Annotated in this window: 16 protein-coding genes and 1 pseudogene; 7 read left to right on the top strand and 10 right to left on the bottom strand. The window is 57.8% G+C overall.

What is annotated here, in order from left to right; genetic code table 11:
• Positions 1-93: 93 nt before the first annotated feature.
• Positions 94-1,323, top strand: a complete 1,230-nt coding sequence (gene pepT / locus FNY10_RS07130; RefSeq protein ID WP_131049013.1) for a peptidase T — start codon at positions 94-96, stop codon at positions 1,321-1,323.
• Here the strand turns inward: pepT and tehB are convergent.
• Entirely contained in the window at positions 1,320-1,916 is a 597-nt protein-coding gene (gene tehB, locus FNY10_RS07125) for a tellurite resistance methyltransferase TehB (RefSeq protein ID WP_141964666.1), read from the bottom strand. The two genes, pepT and tehB, sit on opposite strands and share 4 nt — an antisense overlap.
• A complete protein-coding gene (tehA, locus tag FNY10_RS07120) occupies positions 1,913-2,917 on the bottom strand; it encodes a dicarboxylate transporter/tellurite-resistance protein TehA (protein WP_160703439.1) in 1,005 nt (334 codons plus the stop codon). Before tehA ends, tehB begins: the two co-directional genes overlap by 4 nt.
• Positions 2,918-3,043: 126 nt before the next feature.
• Here tehA and ydcK point away from each other — a divergent pair, with 126 nt between their 5' ends.
• Positions 3,044-4,024: a YdcK family protein gene (gene ydcK, locus FNY10_RS07115; protein ID WP_141964668.1), complete on the top strand. Its 981-nt coding sequence runs from the start codon at positions 3,044-3,046 to the stop codon at positions 4,022-4,024.
• 55 nt (positions 4,025-4,079) lie between these two features.
• Here ydcK and rimL read toward each other — a convergent pair whose 3' ends face one another.
• Both rimL and FNY10_RS07105 read right to left on the bottom strand, forming a co-directional pair.
• Positions 4,080-4,646, bottom strand: coding sequence for a 50S ribosomal protein L7/L12-serine acetyltransferase (gene rimL, locus FNY10_RS07110; protein WP_141964669.1), 567 nt, complete (start codon positions 4,644-4,646; stop codon positions 4,080-4,082).
• Between the two features lie 58 nt (positions 4,647-4,704).
• A complete protein-coding gene (locus tag FNY10_RS07105) occupies positions 4,705-6,360 on the bottom strand; it encodes a glucan biosynthesis protein (protein WP_160703441.1) in 1,656 nt (551 codons plus the stop codon).
• A 418-nt stretch (positions 6,361-6,778) separates the two neighbouring features.
• Between FNY10_RS07105 and FNY10_RS07100 the strand changes: the two genes are divergently transcribed.
• Entirely contained in the window at positions 6,779-7,243 is a 465-nt protein-coding gene (locus FNY10_RS07100; RefSeq protein ID WP_100686405.1) for a GNAT family N-acetyltransferase, read from the top strand.
• Between the two features lie 253 nt (positions 7,244-7,496).
• Here FNY10_RS07100 and FNY10_RS07095 read toward each other — a convergent pair whose 3' ends face one another.
• The 4 genes and pseudogenes from FNY10_RS07095 to FNY10_RS07085 all read right to left on the bottom strand — a co-directional run.
• Positions 7,497-8,270 carry a transporter substrate-binding domain-containing protein gene (locus FNY10_RS07095; RefSeq protein WP_131049109.1) on the bottom strand — a complete coding sequence of 258 codons (774 nt, stop codon included), beginning with the start codon at positions 8,268-8,270 and terminating at the stop codon, positions 7,497-7,499.
• A gap of 17 nt (positions 8,271-8,287) precedes the next feature.
• On the bottom strand, positions 8,288-9,457 hold the full coding sequence (locus FNY10_RS07090) for a pyridoxal phosphate-dependent aminotransferase (protein ID WP_100686404.1): 1,170 nt from the start codon (positions 9,455-9,457) through the stop codon (positions 8,288-8,290).
• 2 nt (positions 9,458-9,459) lie between these two features.
• Positions 9,460-9,588, bottom strand: coding sequence for a hypothetical protein (locus FNY10_RS27155; protein ID WP_255493240.1), 129 nt, complete (start codon positions 9,586-9,588; stop codon positions 9,460-9,462).
• Positions 9,587-9,761 (bottom strand): annotated as a pseudogene (locus tag FNY10_RS07085) (hydrolase); the annotation flags it as partial. The gene FNY10_RS27155 and the pseudogene FNY10_RS07085, both read right to left, overlap by 2 nt.
• Before the next feature lie 71 nt (positions 9,762-9,832).
• On the opposite strand from FNY10_RS07085, the gene FNY10_RS07080 reads away from it, so the two are divergent.
• Positions 9,833-10,681, top strand: a complete 849-nt coding sequence (locus FNY10_RS07080) for a LysR family transcriptional regulator (protein WP_160703443.1) — start codon at positions 9,833-9,835, stop codon at positions 10,679-10,681.
• Here FNY10_RS07080 and FNY10_RS07075 read toward each other — a convergent pair.
• Together FNY10_RS07075 and FNY10_RS07070 are read right to left on the bottom strand one after the other, a co-directional pair.
• A complete protein-coding gene (locus tag FNY10_RS07075) occupies positions 10,668-12,176 on the bottom strand; it encodes a carboxylesterase/lipase family protein (protein ID WP_160703445.1) in 1,509 nt (502 codons plus the stop codon). The genes FNY10_RS07080 and FNY10_RS07075 overlap by 14 nt on opposite strands.
• A 68-nt stretch (positions 12,177-12,244) precedes the next feature.
• The gene (locus tag FNY10_RS07070; RefSeq protein ID WP_160703447.1) at positions 12,245-13,588 is read right to left on the bottom strand and encodes a VOC family protein; all 1,344 of its coding nucleotides are present in this window, start codon (positions 13,586-13,588) and stop codon (positions 12,245-12,247) included.
• 242 nt (positions 13,589-13,830) lie between these two features.
• On the opposite strand from FNY10_RS07070, the gene pcaH reads away from it, so the two are divergent.
• The 3 genes from pcaH (at position 13,831) to FNY10_RS07055 (ending at position 16,282) form a co-directional block, all read left to right on the top strand.
• Positions 13,831-14,571, top strand: coding sequence for a protocatechuate 3,4-dioxygenase subunit beta (gene pcaH / locus FNY10_RS07065; protein WP_131049003.1), 741 nt, complete (start codon positions 13,831-13,833; stop codon positions 14,569-14,571).
• Positions 14,568-15,188 carry a protocatechuate 3,4-dioxygenase subunit alpha gene (pcaG, locus tag FNY10_RS07060; protein WP_160703449.1) on the top strand — a complete coding sequence of 207 codons (621 nt, stop codon included), beginning with the start codon at positions 14,568-14,570 and terminating at the stop codon, positions 15,186-15,188. Before pcaH ends, pcaG begins: the two co-directional genes overlap by 4 nt.
• 170 nt (positions 15,189-15,358) lie before the next feature.
• The gene (locus tag FNY10_RS07055; RefSeq protein ID WP_100686398.1) at positions 15,359-16,282 is read left to right on the top strand and encodes a LysR substrate-binding domain-containing protein; all 924 of its coding nucleotides are present in this window, start codon (positions 15,359-15,361) and stop codon (positions 16,280-16,282) included.
• Positions 16,283-16,545: the final 263 nt, after the last annotated feature.

The following is a 16,545-nucleotide window of genomic DNA, read 5'->3' as shown; positions in this document are numbered from 1 at the left end:
TCAGCTAATGAATAGCTTGTTGTTTTCCTGTCCATACATAACACTAAAGCCAGATTGCAAACACCTGAAAGAATAAATAAAGAAGGAATCACTATGCCATCTCCACTCGCCAGTCAATTGACCCAGCGCTTCTTCCGCTATCTCGCCATCAGCAGCCAGAGCGACCCGCGCGCCACCACGCTGCCAACCACGCCGGGGCAACACGAGATGGCCCGCGAGCTTGCCGACGAGCTACGCCGCCTCGGACTGGACGATATTGTGATTGATGACCACGCCACCGTCACCGCGGTAAAAAGAGGTAACGTTCCAGGCGCGCCGCGGATTGGCTTTATCACCCACATCGACACTGTGGACGTCGGGCTGTCCCCGGACATTCATCCGCAAATTTTGCGTTTTACCGGCGATGATCTGTGTCTGAATCGTGAACAGCAGATCTGGCTGCGGGTCGCCGAGCATCCCGAGATTCTCGCCTACCGGGACGAAGAAATTATCTTCAGCGATGGCACCAGCGTGCTCGGCGCCGACAACAAATCGGCGGTCACGGTGGTGATGACGGTGCTGGAAAACCTGACGCCGGAACAGCGCCACGGCGATATCGTAGTGGCCTTTGTACCGGATGAAGAGGTGGGCCTGCGGGGGGCAAAAGCGCTGGATCTCAGCCGTTTTGCCGTCGATTTCGCCTGGACTATCGACTGCTGCGAACTCGGCGAGATCGTGTATGAGAACTTTAATGCCGCGGCGGCGGAGATTCGCTTCACCGGCGTGACCGCTCATCCAATGTCCGCCAAAGGCGTACTGGTCAATCCGCTGCTGATGGCCGCGGATTACATCAGCCATTTCGATCGCCTGCAGACGCCGGAACACACCGCCGGACGCGAAGGTTACGTCTGGTTCAATGGCATTCAGGGCGATCAAAACAGCGCCCTGCTGCAGGCCAGCATTCGTGATTTCGACAGCGAGAGTTTTTTACGCCGTAAACGGCAGATTGGCGACGTCGCCGAAAAAATTGCCGCGCAATACCCGACGGCCAGCGTCGAGTTTTCGCTTAGCGACACCTACAGCAACATCAGCAATGCCATCGGCGACGATCGGCGGGCCATTGACCTGATGTTCGAAGCCATGGAAAGCATTGGCGTGACGCCGAAGCCGACGCCAATGCGCGGCGGTACCGATGGTGCGGCGCTCTCGGCAAAAGGCCTGCTGACGCCCAACTTCTTCACCGGCGCGCATAACTTCCACTCGAAATTTGAGTTTTTGCCATTGCGCGCCTTTGAAGCGTCGTACCATACCGCGTTACAACTCTGTCTGCTGGCGGCCCGTTAAGCCGGTTTTTGCGCCAGCATGGTGGCAAAACGCAGTTTGATACGGTTGCCGTTGGCATCGGTGCGATGCAGTTCGCCCACCTCTTCGTTGTACCTGAGGAACGACCAGCCGGCGTAGTAGCGCCGCAGTTCCTCAGGTTTAAAGGCAAACGGGAACCCTACGGTGCAGGGATAATCGTCGGTGTCCATCGCCGCCACGATCAGGTTGTAGCCGCCCGGTCTGGTGCAACGCTGCATATTGGCGATGAGTCCCGGAATGGTTTTCGCTTCAAGGAACATCAGCACCACGGTGGAGAGAATAAAGTCATATTCACCGTCGAAGCTTAAGCTATTCAGATCCTTGACCGCCGCCTGGAGATTGGTCAGATTTTCCTGCGCGCGAATGTTCTCCAGATTCTTGATGCTCATCGGGTTTTTATCCCACGCCGTCACCTCAAAGCCGTTCGCCGCCAGATAGAGGCTATTGCGCCCGTTGCCACACCCCAGATCCAGCGCCGTTCCCGGCGGCACCTGGGTCGCGGCATAGAGCACTTCCGAGTGGGTACGGGTCAGTCCGTATTTATCAGTAAAATAGTTTTCGTCACGGATAGTCATGATGAGTCCTTAGTATTTAATAATGTGGCCCGGTCGACGCGGATCAGTAATTTCCCCCGCATCAGCAGCAGAAACGTGCGTAGCAACAGCAGGCCAATAATCAGATTGGTAAAGATAAACAACGGGATTGATAAGTAATGGAAAAAGCCGTTCGGCTGGCTGTGTCCAAGATGCAGTCCGGTGCTGGCCAGTGCGGAAATACCAAATGAAAAGCTCCAGAAGGAGGCATTGAACGGCTGCCGGAGATACCACGGCATCAGACGGAGCATAAACAGCAGTTGCAGGAGGCCGTAGCCAAACAGCAGTTTGGCGAAGGTATCCGCCTCTGCGCCGTTGACGCTGAGCCAGGCGCTACAGGCCACCAGCGCCGGCGCCAGCTGGATACCCAGCGAGGTCCGCATCGCGGCGGGCAGCTCGCCATGGCTGCGCAGTCGTTGCAGAATCACCGGCTCCAGGCTCAACCACGAGAAGATCCCGGCGCCGAGAAACACCAGCCCGGCGTCGTTAAAGCCGAGCGCCCCGCAGGCCATCGCGCTGATGAAGTTGTTTGCCACCGTCGGTAAATAGAGTCCCGGCGTGGTGGCGTCGCTCGGATGTGTGCCGCGCCATAATCCGGCGCTCTGCCAGGCGGAATAGCTCAACTGGAGTACCACGCCAATGCCGAACAGCAGCAGCGAGAGCGGACGAAACCACGGCACGAAACCGATAGCCACCAGCATCGTGGTGGCGGGAAACAGGCTGACAAAACTGCTGGCCACCGGGTGGCGCATCTCCCGCAGCACACTCCCCGGAAAGCGAATCGCCCGGGAGATAAACGCTATCGTCAGCAGCGCCCAAATCATCGTCGCCAGCGCCACCAGACCATCGCCGATAGCCCGACTCACCGGCCAGAGGGTGCTGGCATAGCGCCACGCGAAGCCCATGCCGATGGTACCCAGCACCATGCCAAAATAGCCCGCTGGTAAATTCAGGACCTGCCGTTCGAGCGGGTTTTTATTCATTTTATTTATTTTTTCAATTTATCTTTAAGTTGCATTTTAAAAGAACCTTATACAACGCGCTACGGAGATTTTTGCTATGTTTGTGTTAACCAAAAGTAAAATGAAACCTTGATAAGAGAAGTCCTGATGAACAAATATCGTCTGAGCGACAAGGTTCGCCCGTTTCACTATGAAGAAGACGGGATTAAACATAGCGTAAATCTGCGGCAAATTGTGGCCCTGCGTGATTTCGCCGATGTGCAGGCCGGTAGCGAAGGCGGCTGGCTGGACGAGGAAACGGCGCTGAGTCAGGCGGGCAACTGCTGGATCTACGACCCCAACAGCGCGGTGTTTGCCGGGGCGCGGATTGAAGGCAACGCGCGTCTGACGGGAACCTGCGTCGTCAGCCACTCCGCTATTATCCGCGACGATGTATGGATCGACAGCGGCACCATCAGCCATCACGCCCTTATCTGTGACAACGTCACGCTTCAGGACTCCTGCGTTCGCGGCTTCTGCCGTCTCGCTGACCGGGCGCGCATTCTCCCCCACTGTCTGATTATCGCCGCCCAGGGGCTGACCGCCGACCGCGACAAGTTTCTGCAAATCTACCAGCGGGCGACGGTCAGCGCTTCGCGCATCGTTCATCAGGCGCAGATTTACGGTGATGCCTTCGTGGACCACGCCTTTGTGGAGCACCGGGCGGAAATCTTTGACTATGCGCGGCTGGAAGGTAACGAAGAGAACGATGTCTGGGTCTGCGATAACGCCAGAGTCTACGACCATGCGCGCCTTATCGCCGGACGCGCGGAGGATGCGATACCGACGCTACGCTACAGCGCGCAGGTGGCAGAGAATGCCGTGGTCGAGGGCAACTGCGTGCTCAAACATCGGGTGCTGATCGGCGGCCACGCGCGGCTGTGCGGCGGCCCTGTTCTGCTGGACGACGACGTACTGGTGCAGGGGAATGCCCACATCAGCGGCGATGTGGTGATCGAACATCAGATTGAAATTACCGACGACGCGCGGATTGAAGCGCTTAACGGCGAGGCGATTCATCTGCGCGGCCGCAAAGTGATCAACGGCGCGCAGCATATTACCCGCACGCCGCTGCTGGGGTCGCTGTAGCCCTTGCTGGCTAGCTAAAGTGCCGCGCGCCGGGCCGGGCCGGGAAGCCAAATCATCAGGCCGTGGGGCTATCGATAATCCGTCCGTAGATATTCTGATCGTCATACGCGCCGTTCAGATACTCGGCCTGCTGCAGACAACCTTCAAGAGTAAAGCCATTGCGCAGCGCCACCTGATTGCTCTTGTGGTTAGCCACCCGGCATTTGATAACAAAACGCCGGACTTCGCCGCGGCGGGCGTAGTAATGCATAAACGCCTGCAGCGCCTGGGAAAGCAGCCCTTGCCCCTGGTGATCCTCATCAATCCAGTAGCCGATGTAGCCGGTTTTATTCAGCGGTTCAATCTGGTTGAACGACAGCACGCCCACCATCTCATCGCGCCAAAACAGGAAAAACATTTTGGCGTAGCCGCGCTGGTGCAGCATGACGTTCCCCTGTACATGGCGACGGGTTTCACCTTCGCTGTCGACCGCGGCGGGCCAGCTAAGCGAGTGCTGTAGCCAGAGTTTATTCTTTTCCACCAGCAGGTGTAAGTCGGTCACATAGCGCTCGTCCACTGCGCGTAGCGTCAGCTGGTCGGTCACCGGGATGATTTCAGGAACGGGGATATTTTCTGCGGACATGGCTATCTCTCACTGCGGGCAAACCCGTCCACGGCATGCGGACGGGCAACCGCGACGGTTACTTCATGACCCGGTCATCAACGTAGTTACGTTTATCCGGAGCCGGCGGGAAATACTGGTACAGCCAGGTCTCACTGATGGCATTGCCCTGGCAGCGCAGGAACATGCGCATCTCCACCGGGTCGGTGGAATCGTTGGTCGGGTACCAGTCAAACTGGATACGATAGCCGTCGAATGGTTCAACGTACAGAATCTCTATTTGCTTCGCTTCGCCGTTAGACAGGGTAATCACCGGTTCGATGCCTTTTGGCGCAGCGGCCTTCAGATCACCGCCGACGAAATCAATGGCAAAACGGCGCGCCCATTTGTCCGGGTAGTGTTCGCCCGGCGCCCAGCCTTCCGGGAAACCGCCCATCCCGGTGCGGGTGGCCATCACCCGAGCCAGCGGTGAACGCACCGGTGGCTGCGCGCTCCAGTACAGGCGATAGCTAAAGTCCAGCTCATCACCGGCCTTGATCGCTTTTTCCGGCTGCCAGAAGCAGACGATGTTATCCAGCGTCTCACCGGTGGTGGGGATCTCCATCAGGCTGACGGCCCCTTTACCCCACTGGTTACGCGGCTCGACCCACAGGCTCGGACGCTTGTTGTACCAGCCCATAATGTCCTGGTAATGGCTGAAATCGCGATCGAGCTGCAGCAGACCAAAGCCGCGCGGGTTCTTGTCCTGGAAGGCGTTGAACTGCAGTTTTTGCGGGTTGTTCAGCGGACGGCAGACCCACTCGCCGTTGCCGAGCCACATGGCGAGACGGTCGGAGTCGTGAATTTGCGGGTGGATGGTATCGCACATCCGGCGCTCGTTGTTGCCGCAGCTGAACATACTGGTCATCGGCGCAATCCCCAGCTGTTTAATATCTTTGCGGGCGTAGATGTGGTTTTCCACATCCATAATCACCTGCGTCTCCTGGCAGTTGATGACAAATTTATAGGCGCCGGTGACGCTCGGGCTGTCGAGCAGCGCATACACGGTAAAGACCGTCGCGCCCGGCTTAACCGTCTCGAACCAGAACGAGGTAAAGTCCGGGAACTCTTCCGGGGTATCGGTAAAGGTATCGACCGCCAGACCACGAGCGGAGAGCCCGTACTGGTAGGTACTGTCCACCGCGCGGAAGTAGCTGGCGCCGAGGAAGGCGACGATATCGCGGCGCGCCAGCTCCGGCGCTTTAAACACGCGGAATCCGGCAAAACCGAGGTCGGTTTGCCCGACCAGCTGTTTGGTGTCTACGCCGGCGTTGTTGTAGTTAAACAGCTCCGGGCGGAAGTGAATTTCCCGCGCCTGCTGGGTTTGCGAATCCAGCGAGAACATGCGCACGCGGCGGCGAAAACCCATACCGACGTGGAAAAACTGGATGTCCAGTTTGCGGTCGTCGATATTATTCCACAGCGAATGTCCCGCATCGTACTGAATGCTGTTGTAGGCCTGTGGGGTCAGATTGGCCAGCGTTGACGGCAGGTCGCGCGGGGCGCCGCCCCACGGCTGACGCGAGAGATCGTGGGCCATCGATTGCAAAACGGTAAAGTCAAAACGGCGCGTCATCCCATCAGCAATGCCCGATTCCTCGGCAAGCGCGGCGTTAGAAAAAAGTGAAGCGACTCCTGACGTTCCGCATACGGCGGCAACAGCCATGGAAGATTTGAGAAAACGTCTGCGATTCATGCCTGAGAAAGCATCCTTCTGTTATGCCAATGGGTACGCAACGCGACAAACTGATGCGCCGTGAATTTCGCCCACTCTAGACAAAAACGGTTGATAATCCAATTGTTGGCGACAGAAAAAACGTCAAAAAAATTCTCTCCATCGGAGCAGACTGAATTGTCTTTTACCGGGCCGTCTGACCGAAGGCCAGCGCTCGCAGTCTCAATATAGCCGCGTCGTCCTCATCGCCCAGGGCGAGAACGGCGTGGTCATGTCGTCCCGGCGGTGGGCCATTTGCCACAGTCAATATGGCCTCAGAGATAAACGGCATCGCGGACAGAGTTGATATTAATCAGCTCAGATAGCGGTTCTCTTTTTTATAGTGAAATAAATAATCACAACAGCTGCTATTTTATTTCTTTATGTGATACCTGACACCATGAATATAACAAAAGCAAATCTGAAAGATCTCCCCACCCTCCTCGACATTCAGAAAGAGGCCTACCTGGCTGAAGCGGATATCTATTCTGACTACGCGATCCCACCGTTAACTGAAACCCTTATTGATTTTACCCAGGCGCTGTCCAGTAGCGTGGTGCTCAAGGCAGAGCTGGAGGGGGTTGCGGTAGCGTCGGTGCGCGCCAGGCTGAAAGGTGAAATCTGCGAAATCGGGCGTCTCAGCGTCAGTCCACACTATCAAAAAAGAGGCATCGGTCGTTCACTGCTGCTGGCTTGTGAAGCCCTTTTCCCCTCATCACGTTATTGTGAGCTGTTTACCGGCTCGCGAAGTGAGGCCAATATACGGTTGTATGAAAGTTTAGGTTACCGTCGTATCAGAACCGACGTACTGTCCCGCAAAGTCACATTGATTTATTTGAGAAAAGTTTTACCGGGAACATATTAATAATAGCGGCTCGCAAACGTTCAGATGTACTGGCGCAAACGAGGCGCTTCGCGGGCGAATCGAAGGCTTAACCTGACAACAAATCTGAGAGGACAGACAACTTCGCGGAAAACCCCGTCAATCAAGGACATCCTTGATTGCTTTTTAGCTGACGACAACAGAGGGGAAATCATATTCCCCTCTGTCAGCGACTTCAGTCCGGTAAAAGAGCCTGCAGGCTGCTCTGCGGTCGGTGGCAGAGCGCAAAAAGTGATTATTTGATGCTCACATCAATCCCCGGGAAGTATTTGGCCGCCAGACGAGTGATTGTGCCGTCAGCGCGAACCTTGTCGATTGCCGCGTCGAGCTGTTTTTTGGTCGCCTCGTCGCCTTTGCGCAGGCCATAGCCGATCCCGCTGCCGAGAATCGTATCGTCAGCCACCGGTTTGCCGATAAAGCCAAAGCCTTTACCCTGCGGCTTGCTGAGGAAACCGGCCTGCCCGGCGGCAGACATCACCAGCGAAGCATCGATCCGGCCGTTGAGCAGATCCGCCCACGCCATATTTTGATCTTTGTAGGACACCACCGTCACGCCGTGCTTCTCCCAGTGCTCTTTGGCAAAGGTTTCCTGAATCGACCCTTGCAGCACACCGATGGTTTTGCCTTTCAACCCTTCCGGGGTAGCCGTCATGCCGCTATCGGCTTTACCGACCAGCTGCGAGGGAATGCGATAAATCGGCTGCGTAAAATCGATGCTTTTGCGCCGCTGTTCAGTGATATTCATCGCCGAGTTAATGGCGTCGAACTTTTTCGCCACCAGCCCCGGGATCAGCGCATCAAACGACGTCTCCACCCAACTGCATTTCAGCTCGGCCGCCTGGCAAATGGCGTTGCCGAGGTCGATATCAAAACCTTCCAGCTCCCCAGCCGTGTTGCGGCTTTCAAACGGTGGATACTCCGCTTCCACGCCGTAGCGCAGTTCGCCGGCGGCAAACGCAGAGAAGGCAGACATCATCCCCAAAGCGAGGGTAAAAGCGGTAATTTTCATCTTCATCATGGGGCTCCTTAACGCGGCTTAACGTGACACAGTGCCTGCGCACCGGCCCGCAACGTGGCTTCATCTTTAGCAAAAGAGAGGCGAATCAGTTTGTTATCAGTACCATCCGTATAAAACGCCGACAGCGGGATCGTCGCCACGCCGTAGTCGGTTATCAACCGCTTCACCATCTCGCTGTCGCTTTCATCGCTGAAATGGCTGTAGTCGGCCAGCATGAAGAAAGAGCCCGCGCTCGGCAACAGGCGGAATGGTGAATCAGCCAGCAGCTGGCGGAGTAGATCCCGCTTCTGCTGGTAGAACGAGGCCAGCGAAAGCCAGGACTGGGGATCGGTCATATGCCCGGCAAAGGCGTATTGCATCGGCGTGTCGGCGGAGAACATCAGGAACTGGTGAACCTTGCAGATCTCATCCATCAGCACCGCCGGCGCAACACAGTAGCCCACGCGCCAACCGGTCACGTGGTAGGTCTTGCCGAACGATGAGATGATGACGCTACGTTCAGCCAGCTGAGGATGGGTCGCCATCCCGTGGTGGTGTTCACCGTCAAAAACCACGTGCTCATACACTTCGTCCGACAAAATCACGATATCGGTATTGCGCGTCAGCGCCGCCAGCTGATCTAAATCAGCGCGGGAAAAGACCTGGCCGCTGGGGTTATGCGGCGTATTGACGATAATCATCCGCGTGCGCGGGGTGATGGCGGCGCGAACGTGATCCCAGTTGACGCTAAAGTCAGGCACCGTCAGCTTGATGGCCACCGGCGTCGCCCCCTGCAAACGGACAATCGGCGCATAGCTATCGAAAGAGGGTTCGAAGTAAATAACCTCATCGCCCGGATGCACCAGCCCACCGATAGCCGAGTAGATCCCCTGGCTGGCGCTGGCGGTAATCAGGACTTCGCGGTCTACGTCATAGCGCGTGCCGTACAGGGTGGCAATCTTCCCGGCAATTCGCTCCTTCAGCTCTGGCAGGCCGGTCATCGGCGCATACTGGTTATGCCCCTCTTCCATCGCCCGCGTGACTCCGGCAACCAGCCGGGCATCGCAGGCAAAATTCGGCGCGCCCTGAGAAAGGTTGATGGCATGGTGCTGAGCGGAAAGTTGACCGATCACGGTAAAAATGGTCGTGCCGACATCCGGCAGTTTGGAGCGCGTAGTCAGCGGGGAACGGAGACTCATAGTTAATCCTTTCTCATTTTATTTGCATAACCATTCAATCCAATGCGCTCCCCGGCGACAACCGAATTGTTGTCATAGTAGCCATGCATTTTGCTCATACCTTGAGAAATAGAGACGGCCAGCCCGGCCATTGATATTCCCCGGACAGGCAATACAGGGCGCGTCCGGGAACGGCGCTGTCAGCTCCGGCAGCCGCGGAACATTCGGGCCATTCTCAACGCGGGGGTCAGGATGGTCGGCAGGCCGACATAGTTAGCCAGCTCCCCAGCGCCAGCACGTTGTCCTTGAATTTTTGCGGGTCGATAAATACCGGGTCCCATTCGCGGAACAAAGCAGGCATACTGTCCATGATCAAAATGCATAGCTGGAGATGAGATGTCGCGAAGCGCCCTGCCTTTTCATGCCGTGGAAACCTTTCTGGTCACCGCCAGGCACCTTAACTTAACCCATGCCGCGCGCGAGCTCTGCCTGACTCAGGGCGCCGTCAGCCGCCAGATAGCGGCGCTGGAGGCGTGGTTTGGTTTCCCGCTTTTTGCCCGCCACGCGCGCGGGCTGCATCTTTCGCCGCAGGGCAGCGCGCTCTATCCCGAACTGCAATCTGCCTTCGGCCATCTGCTTGCGGTAGCGGAGCAGGCTCGTCAACAGCAGACCGTGGTGCGCCTGAAGGCGCCGACCTGCGCCATTCGCTGGCTGGTTCCCCGGTTGGTCAGCATCGAGCGGCGTCACCCGGAACTGCAAATCGCCCTGACCACCACCACGGAACACGGCGTCAATTTCAGGACCGAACCCTATGACGCCGCCATCGTCTTTGGGACTCACCACTGCGTCGGCGATCTGCTGTTTGAAGAGGCGCTGACGCCGGTCAGCAGCGCGGCCCTGACCGGCGACAACAGGCTGAACGACGTCACTTTTTTGCACCCGACCCGCGATAAGACCGACTGGTCGCTATGGCTGGCGGCATTCTCCCCGGACGCCCCGCCGCCAATGCGTAAAAACCAGCACTTCGATACCATGGATCTGGCGATTACCGCTGCCATGCAGGGGCTGGGCGTCGCCATGGCTGACGCCACTCTGGTTGCTGAAGATGTGCGCGCCGGCCGTCTGGTGCGCCCTTTCACCTTCAGCGTAAAAACCGGCGCCAGCTACCGGCTGGTGGTCCGCAGTTCGCAGAGCAAAGCCGACGGTCTGGCGCGGTTTCGGGAGGAGCTGGTTAATCCAGCGTAACGTGGTGGCGCATCACCCGGCGAAACAGCGCCAGCCGGGCGCGCATAAAGCGGTTTTCCAGCTTAAACCCGGCCCGTTTATGGAGCCCGATGCGCAGCAAACGATCGCGCCCGCGCAGGCTGGCGGGCCAGCGTACTACCCCCGGCAGTTCGCTGCAGCGATGCCCGGCAAGGCGGGCGAAGTTCGCCCAGTAATCGGCGACCTGAGCAGCAAACGCGCGGTCTTCCTCGCTGGCGTAGGTGCGCACCGGCTCGGCCAGGGTGAGCGTGTCAAACGCATAAGGCACTTCGTCGCCGTGCCACGCCCCGTGCGGACAGCTTTCCTCGGCACCGCGGGGAACATAGTCAAACCAGTAGCGCCAGCACGGCTGACCGACCCGCTGCTGGGCCTGCATCACCACGTAGCCCAGCGTGGTGAAGGCCATATCGCGGCACACTTCGCGCCCCAGATTCTCATCCCCCTTCACGCCGGGATAGAGCAGTTTGATCAGCCCAAGGCCAAAGCGCCGCTCGCGGCGCAGTTTTTGGATCTGCCCGGCGATATCGACGCCAAACACCGCCATCACGCTGGCCTCATCGCTGTTAGAGCCAACCATCACCGGCATCGGATGCTGTCGACCGGCAAAAAAGGCCTCCAGCATCGACTGCGGTAGCACCGCATCGCCGACGATTGGCGCCGGCCCGGTATTCAGCGGCGCGGTCAGCGACCAGAACGCCTGCGCCGGAATCGCCCGCAGCTGCGCGGCGCTGGCCTGCGGCAACGAGAAGTGTTCCGCCAGCAAACGCCCTTTCTCCAGCGCTTTTTCTCGCGGCAGATCCGGCAGCGTATAGCCGCTCTGAATGATGGCTTTATGGAACAGGCCGCGGGATTTAGGCGATACCATCAGCGAGAGCACGCTGCGCGCCCCGGCCGACTCGCCAAACAGGGTGACGTTGGTGGCATCGCCGCCAAAAGCGTGAATGTTATCCTGCACCCATTGCAGCGCGGCGATTTGGTCAAGGAGGGCAAAATTATACACCCGCTCGCCATCTTCCCCTTCCAGCGCCGGATGGGCGAAGAACCCGAGATGACCCAGCCGATAGTTGACGGTCACCACTACCACGTCGCGGGCCGCCAGCGCTTTGCCATCGTAAGGCGGCAGGCTACCGGCGCCGATGGTAAACCCGCCGCCATGCAGCCAGACCATGACCGGTAGCGGCTGAGTACGCCCGGCGGGCGCCCAGACGTTGAGGTAGAGACAATCTTCCGAAAAGCGACCGGGATCGCCGCCGCCCAGCTCACGGCAGTACTCAATATCCTGCCAGCTGGCGGCGGAGAAAGTATCGGCCTGGCGCACGCCCTGCCAGCGCGCGGGCGGTTGCGGCGCGCGCCAGCGAAGATCGCCGACCGGCGGCGCGGCGAAGGGAATGCCGCGCCAGAGATGAATGCCCTGTTCAGTGATACCGGATAACGTCCCCTGCCGGGTTTTGACCAGTGGGGTGGACGGGTTCTGCATGACCTGCTTCCTTTTACTGACGGTCTTACTGACTGTCGTCAATGATTCATGTCAGCAGAGTACCGGTTTCAGAGCAGACCGCAACGGCGTTTACTGCGCTCCTCCGCCTGTTGATAGAGGGCAAACTCATCGAGTACCGGGCAACCCAACGCCGTTTCAAAGGCGTCACGGCTGGCATTGCCGTGGCTGCGGGCCTGAGTTTCATTGCCGAGATTCGACTGGAAAATTCCTGCCGCGCTCACCGGTAAAAAATCTTCATAAATAATCGGTTGCGCCACCACCCAGCCGCGTTCGATCAACGGCTGCGGATCGTCGCCGGGGCCAAAGGCATGGCGATGGGCTTCCCCGGCGGGAGTCAGACGATAGCGGAACCACGCCAGCCCCTGCTGACGCAGCAGAAACTCACTGTCCGGGAACTGGCTGAATACCTCCTGCAGATGGCGCTGATGGTTGAGGTTGTCTTTGCCAACGCCAGCCTCGTTCAGCAAGCGATCGTACAGCGCCCGGCCTTTTGCCGTCAGCGCAATCCCGCGTTGCTCTATCTCGCCAAAACGCGCGCTGTGGGTTCCCTGATGCTCTCCGGCAAACATCACCGGCTCTTCAAGGGCCTTAAAACTGGTCTGGCGCAGCAGAATCGGCACCTCACGACGCGGCGGCCCTTCAATCAAGGCCTTCGGCACAATTCCGCACCCCGGCATCAGCGCCTGCACCCGGTCGATATCCAGCGTGCGCGGCGTCAGATGGTTGATATGGCAGCCGGGGAAGCAGACCACATCGGCAATCAGCCGATGCTCATTATGCAGCGCATGATAGGTGTCGGCGCCCACCGTTGCGTGGCTGTGCCAGCGGAACGTCTCCAGCGCTTCACGGACAAATTCCCGGGCCTGGGCCGGGGAAAAGTGGCCCTGCTCTTCGTGCACCGCGATCAGTTCGCGACAGCGGGGGGTAAAAATATCGCGCCGGGCGAGGATCGCCGCCGCGCGCTGGCGCAGCTCAACGTTGGCAATCAGCTCCAGGCGCAGCAGCGAGGTAAAAATACGAAACGGATTACGCGCCAGCGCCGCATCATCAACCGGACGAAACGCGGTGGAGTGCACCGGCACGCCGGCCTGCGACAGGTCGTAATAACTGACGGGGAACATCCCCATAATGGCAAACATACGCCGCAGCGTCGCCAGTTCCTCCGCCGTGCCAACGCGGATCGCACCGTGGCGCTCGACGTTAAGCCGCGACAGCTCATCGGCATTCGCCAGTTGCTCATGCAGTTCATGATTATGTTCCAGCACCGCCAGATTTACGTCGGCCACCAGCTCCAGTAACGTCCCGTATTGTGGAACTTCCTGCTGGTACATTGCCGACATTGCCTGCGAAAAATTTTCCCGAATCTCATCTGCCGTGATGGTGTTCGCCATGATGCCTTACCTCCAGTGAATACTTCCTGGAGTGTAGAAAAGGCCGCTGGCGACGGCGGGAAGAATTTACAAATTGTGATGAGGATAACCTGCCTCTGTCATCCGGGCGGCGCTGGGCATAACCGTGGGTTATGTAAAACGACCATTAATTTCACTTTAAATTAACAAAGCATTTACACACACTGTTTCTGGCGATATGACAATAACAAGCCCTCTACCGATAAAAACGGAGCCGCTACCCTATGAATGATAAATGGTCACCGCGCGAGGTCGTGCATCGCGACTATAGCAGTCACCCGCCCGCCTATGCCCCGGGCTACAAAACCAGCGTCCTGCGCTCGCCGCGCAATGCGCTGATCTCACTGCAGAATTCTCTGTCTGAAATTACCGGCCCGGTCTTCAGCCACGACGATCTCGGGCCGCTGGATAATGACCTGATCCTTAATTACGCCAAAGAAGGTCTGCCTATTGGCGAGCGTATTATTGTCCACGGCTACGTGCGCGACGGCTTCGGCCGCCCGATGAAAAACACGCTGGTCGAAGTGTGGCAGGCCAACGCTGGCGGCCGCTATCGACATAAAAAGGATCAGTATCTGGCGCCCATCGACCCCAATTTTGGCGGCTGCGGTCGGGTGCTGACGGATGAAAACGGCTATTACTGCTTCCGCACCATTAAGCCGGGGCCCTATCCGTGGCGTAATCAGGTCAGCGACTGGCGCCCGGCGCATATTCACTTTTCCCTCTCCGGGGATGCGTGGGCGCAGCGCCTGATTACGCAAATGTATTTCGAGGGCGATCCGTTAATTAAACAGTGTCCGATCGTCAAAACCATCAATAACGACGAGGCGGTTCGCACGCTGATTGCCGAACTCGACACCCATGCCGCCGTGCCGCTGGATTGCCTCGCCTACCGCTTTGATCTTGTGCTGCGCGGTCATCGCGCGACGCTGTTTGAAAACCGCACTCAGGGGGCCGCCCGATGAAAGAGTATTTAGCCGAAACCGCCTCGCAGACCGCCGGTCCCTATGTACATATCGGCCTCGCCCCCGACGCCGCCGGTTTTCATATTTTTGAAAAGAATTTCGGTCCGCAGCTCACCACGCCGGATACCGAAGGCGAGCGCATTACTATCGAAGGCCGGGTGATCGATGGCTCCGGGACGCCGGTGCGCGATGTGCTGCTCGAACTCTGGCAGGCCAATGCCGCCGGGCGCTATCACCACCCCGACGATCGCCAGCAGGACAAAAAGCGTGATCCGGCCTTTCGCGGCTGGGGCCGCAGCTGCTCGGACTTTACCTCCGGCATCTGGCGTTTTGAGACCATCAAGCCGGGCGCCGTCGTTGGTCGCGATGGCCGGATGATGGCGCCGCACATCAATTTATGGGTGGTGGCGCGAGGCATCAATATTGGTCTCAACACGCGGATGTACTTCTCCGACGAGCAGGAGGCGAACCAGGCCGATCCGGTGCTGAATCTGATCGAGTGGGAGGTGCGTCGCCAGACGTTAATTGCCCAACGCGAGATGCGCGGCAGTGAAATCGTCTACCGTTTTGATATTCACCTGCAGGGTGAAAACGAAACCGTCTTCTTCGATATTTGAATGACTTTCCGTCCGATTTTGCCCCGACCAGGTTCGGGGCGTCTGTTTTTTCAGCAAAATAAAAAATTTGTAATACAAGAGGGTGAAATGTTAATAATATTTTGCTATCAGGTTATCAAATTCCAATAACTTCGCTTGTCACCCACAGCGCTCTGTTTTTAACATCACTTATGGAAAAAAATGGTCTTTTTAGTCAGCGCATTCGCTTGCGCCATCTACATACTTTCGTGGCCGTCGCTCAACAGGGAACGCTGGGGCGTGCGGCTGAAACACTCAATCTGAGCCAACCTGCGTTATCAAAAACGCTCAATGAACTGGAGCAGTTGACCGGTACGCGACTGTTCGAGCGCGGGCGACTGGGCGCCCAGCTGACGCTGGTCGGTGAACAGTTTCTCACCCATGCGGTTAAGGTCCTCGATGCGCTGAATACCGCAGGCCAGGCGCTTAACCGCAAAGAGGGGCTGAATAACGATGTGGTGCGCATCGGCGCACTCCCGACCGCCGCCTTAGGTATTCTGCCCACCGTCATCGGCCAGTTTCATAAGCAGCAAAAAGATATCACCCTGCAGGTCGCGACCATGAACAACACCATGCTGCTGGCGGGCTTAAAATCGGGAGAGATCGATATTGGGATCGGGCGCATGTCTGACCCGGAGCTGATGAGCGGCCTCAACTACGAACTGCTGTTTCTCGAATCCCTGAAGCTGGTGGTGCGTCCTGGTCATCCGCTATTGCAGGAAACCGTGACCCTCAGTCGGGTGATGGAGTGGCCGGTCGTCGTCTCCCCCAAAGGCACGATTCCGCGGCAGAATGCGGAAACGCTGCTGCAAAGTCAGGGGTGCAAAATTCCCGCCGGCTGTATCGAAACCCTCTCCGCGTCGCTCTCGCGTCAGCTGACCGTGGATTATGACTACATCTGGTTCGTCCCTTCCGGCGCGGTCAAAGACGACCTGCGCCGCGGGCTGCTGACCGCCCTGCCGGTGCCCACGCAGGGCGCAGGGGAACCGATCGGTATTTTGACGCGCGTCGATGCCGCCTTCTCATCCGGCGCACAAACCTTACTCAGCGCCATTCGCAAATCCATGCCGACATGATCAACGCCGGATATGGCACCTGACGCCCTGTCCGGCCCTTCTCCGCCCTGCTTTCTCGCCAGCCATCAGGCTTTTGACCGCCGTTGCCAGGCAGAAAGATCAGCGTGCTAATCAATTAATGCGGTATTGTTTATTAACAATTGCGCAAACTTCATTAACAGATTTATCATTACTTCGATTTCACCAAATGGTTCATTCGAAATCAATAGCACCTGTGAATGCCGCTAACATGAAAGCGTATTCCACTTCACTCAAAAGCACCC

It is taken from the genome of Klebsiella sp. Lac1 (genome assembly GCF_009825425.1).
Taxonomy (GTDB): domain Bacteria; phylum Pseudomonadota; class Gammaproteobacteria; order Enterobacterales; family Enterobacteriaceae; genus Klebsiella; species Klebsiella electrica.
Note: the sequence above shows the minus strand (reverse complement) of the source record. Positions and strands in the feature narration are given on the sequence as shown.

Excerpts from the sequence above, each read along its gene's own strand:
- pepT (WP_131049013.1), top strand. The coding sequence starts at position 94 with ATGCCATCTCCACTCGCCAGTCAATTGACCCAGCGCTTCTTCCGCTAT.
- tehB (WP_141964666.1), bottom strand. The coding sequence starts at position 1,916 with ATGACTATCCGTGACGAAAACTATTTTACTGATAAATACGGACTGACC.
- tehA (WP_160703439.1), bottom strand. The coding sequence starts at position 2,917 with ATGAATAAAAACCCGCTCGAACGGCAGGTCCTGAATTTACCAGCGGGC.
- ydcK (WP_141964668.1), top strand. The coding sequence starts at position 3,044 with ATGAACAAATATCGTCTGAGCGACAAGGTTCGCCCGTTTCACTATGAA.
- rimL (WP_141964669.1), bottom strand. The coding sequence starts at position 4,646 with ATGTCCGCAGAAAATATCCCCGTTCCTGAAATCATCCCGGTGACCGAC.
- FNY10_RS07105 (WP_160703441.1), bottom strand. The coding sequence starts at position 6,360 with ATGAATCGCAGACGTTTTCTCAAATCTTCCATGGCTGTTGCCGCCGTA.
- FNY10_RS07100 (WP_100686405.1), top strand. The coding sequence starts at position 6,779 with ATGAATATAACAAAAGCAAATCTGAAAGATCTCCCCACCCTCCTCGAC.
- FNY10_RS07095 (WP_131049109.1), bottom strand. The coding sequence starts at position 8,270 with ATGAAAATTACCGCTTTTACCCTCGCTTTGGGGATGATGTCTGCCTTC.
- FNY10_RS07090 (WP_100686404.1), bottom strand. The coding sequence starts at position 9,457 with ATGAGTCTCCGTTCCCCGCTGACTACGCGCTCCAAACTGCCGGATGTC.
- FNY10_RS27155 (WP_255493240.1), bottom strand. The coding sequence starts at position 9,588 with ATGGCCGGGCTGGCCGTCTCTATTTCTCAAGGTATGAGCAAAATGCAT.
- FNY10_RS07080 (WP_160703443.1), top strand. The coding sequence starts at position 9,833 with ATGTCGCGAAGCGCCCTGCCTTTTCATGCCGTGGAAACCTTTCTGGTC.
- FNY10_RS07075 (WP_160703445.1), bottom strand. The coding sequence starts at position 12,176 with ATGCAGAACCCGTCCACCCCACTGGTCAAAACCCGGCAGGGGACGTTA.
- FNY10_RS07070 (WP_160703447.1), bottom strand. The coding sequence starts at position 13,588 with ATGGCGAACACCATCACGGCAGATGAGATTCGGGAAAATTTTTCGCAG.
- pcaH (WP_131049003.1), top strand. The coding sequence starts at position 13,831 with ATGAATGATAAATGGTCACCGCGCGAGGTCGTGCATCGCGACTATAGC.
- pcaG (WP_160703449.1), top strand. The coding sequence starts at position 14,568 with ATGAAAGAGTATTTAGCCGAAACCGCCTCGCAGACCGCCGGTCCCTAT.
- FNY10_RS07055 (WP_100686398.1), top strand. The coding sequence starts at position 15,359 with ATGGAAAAAAATGGTCTTTTTAGTCAGCGCATTCGCTTGCGCCATCTA.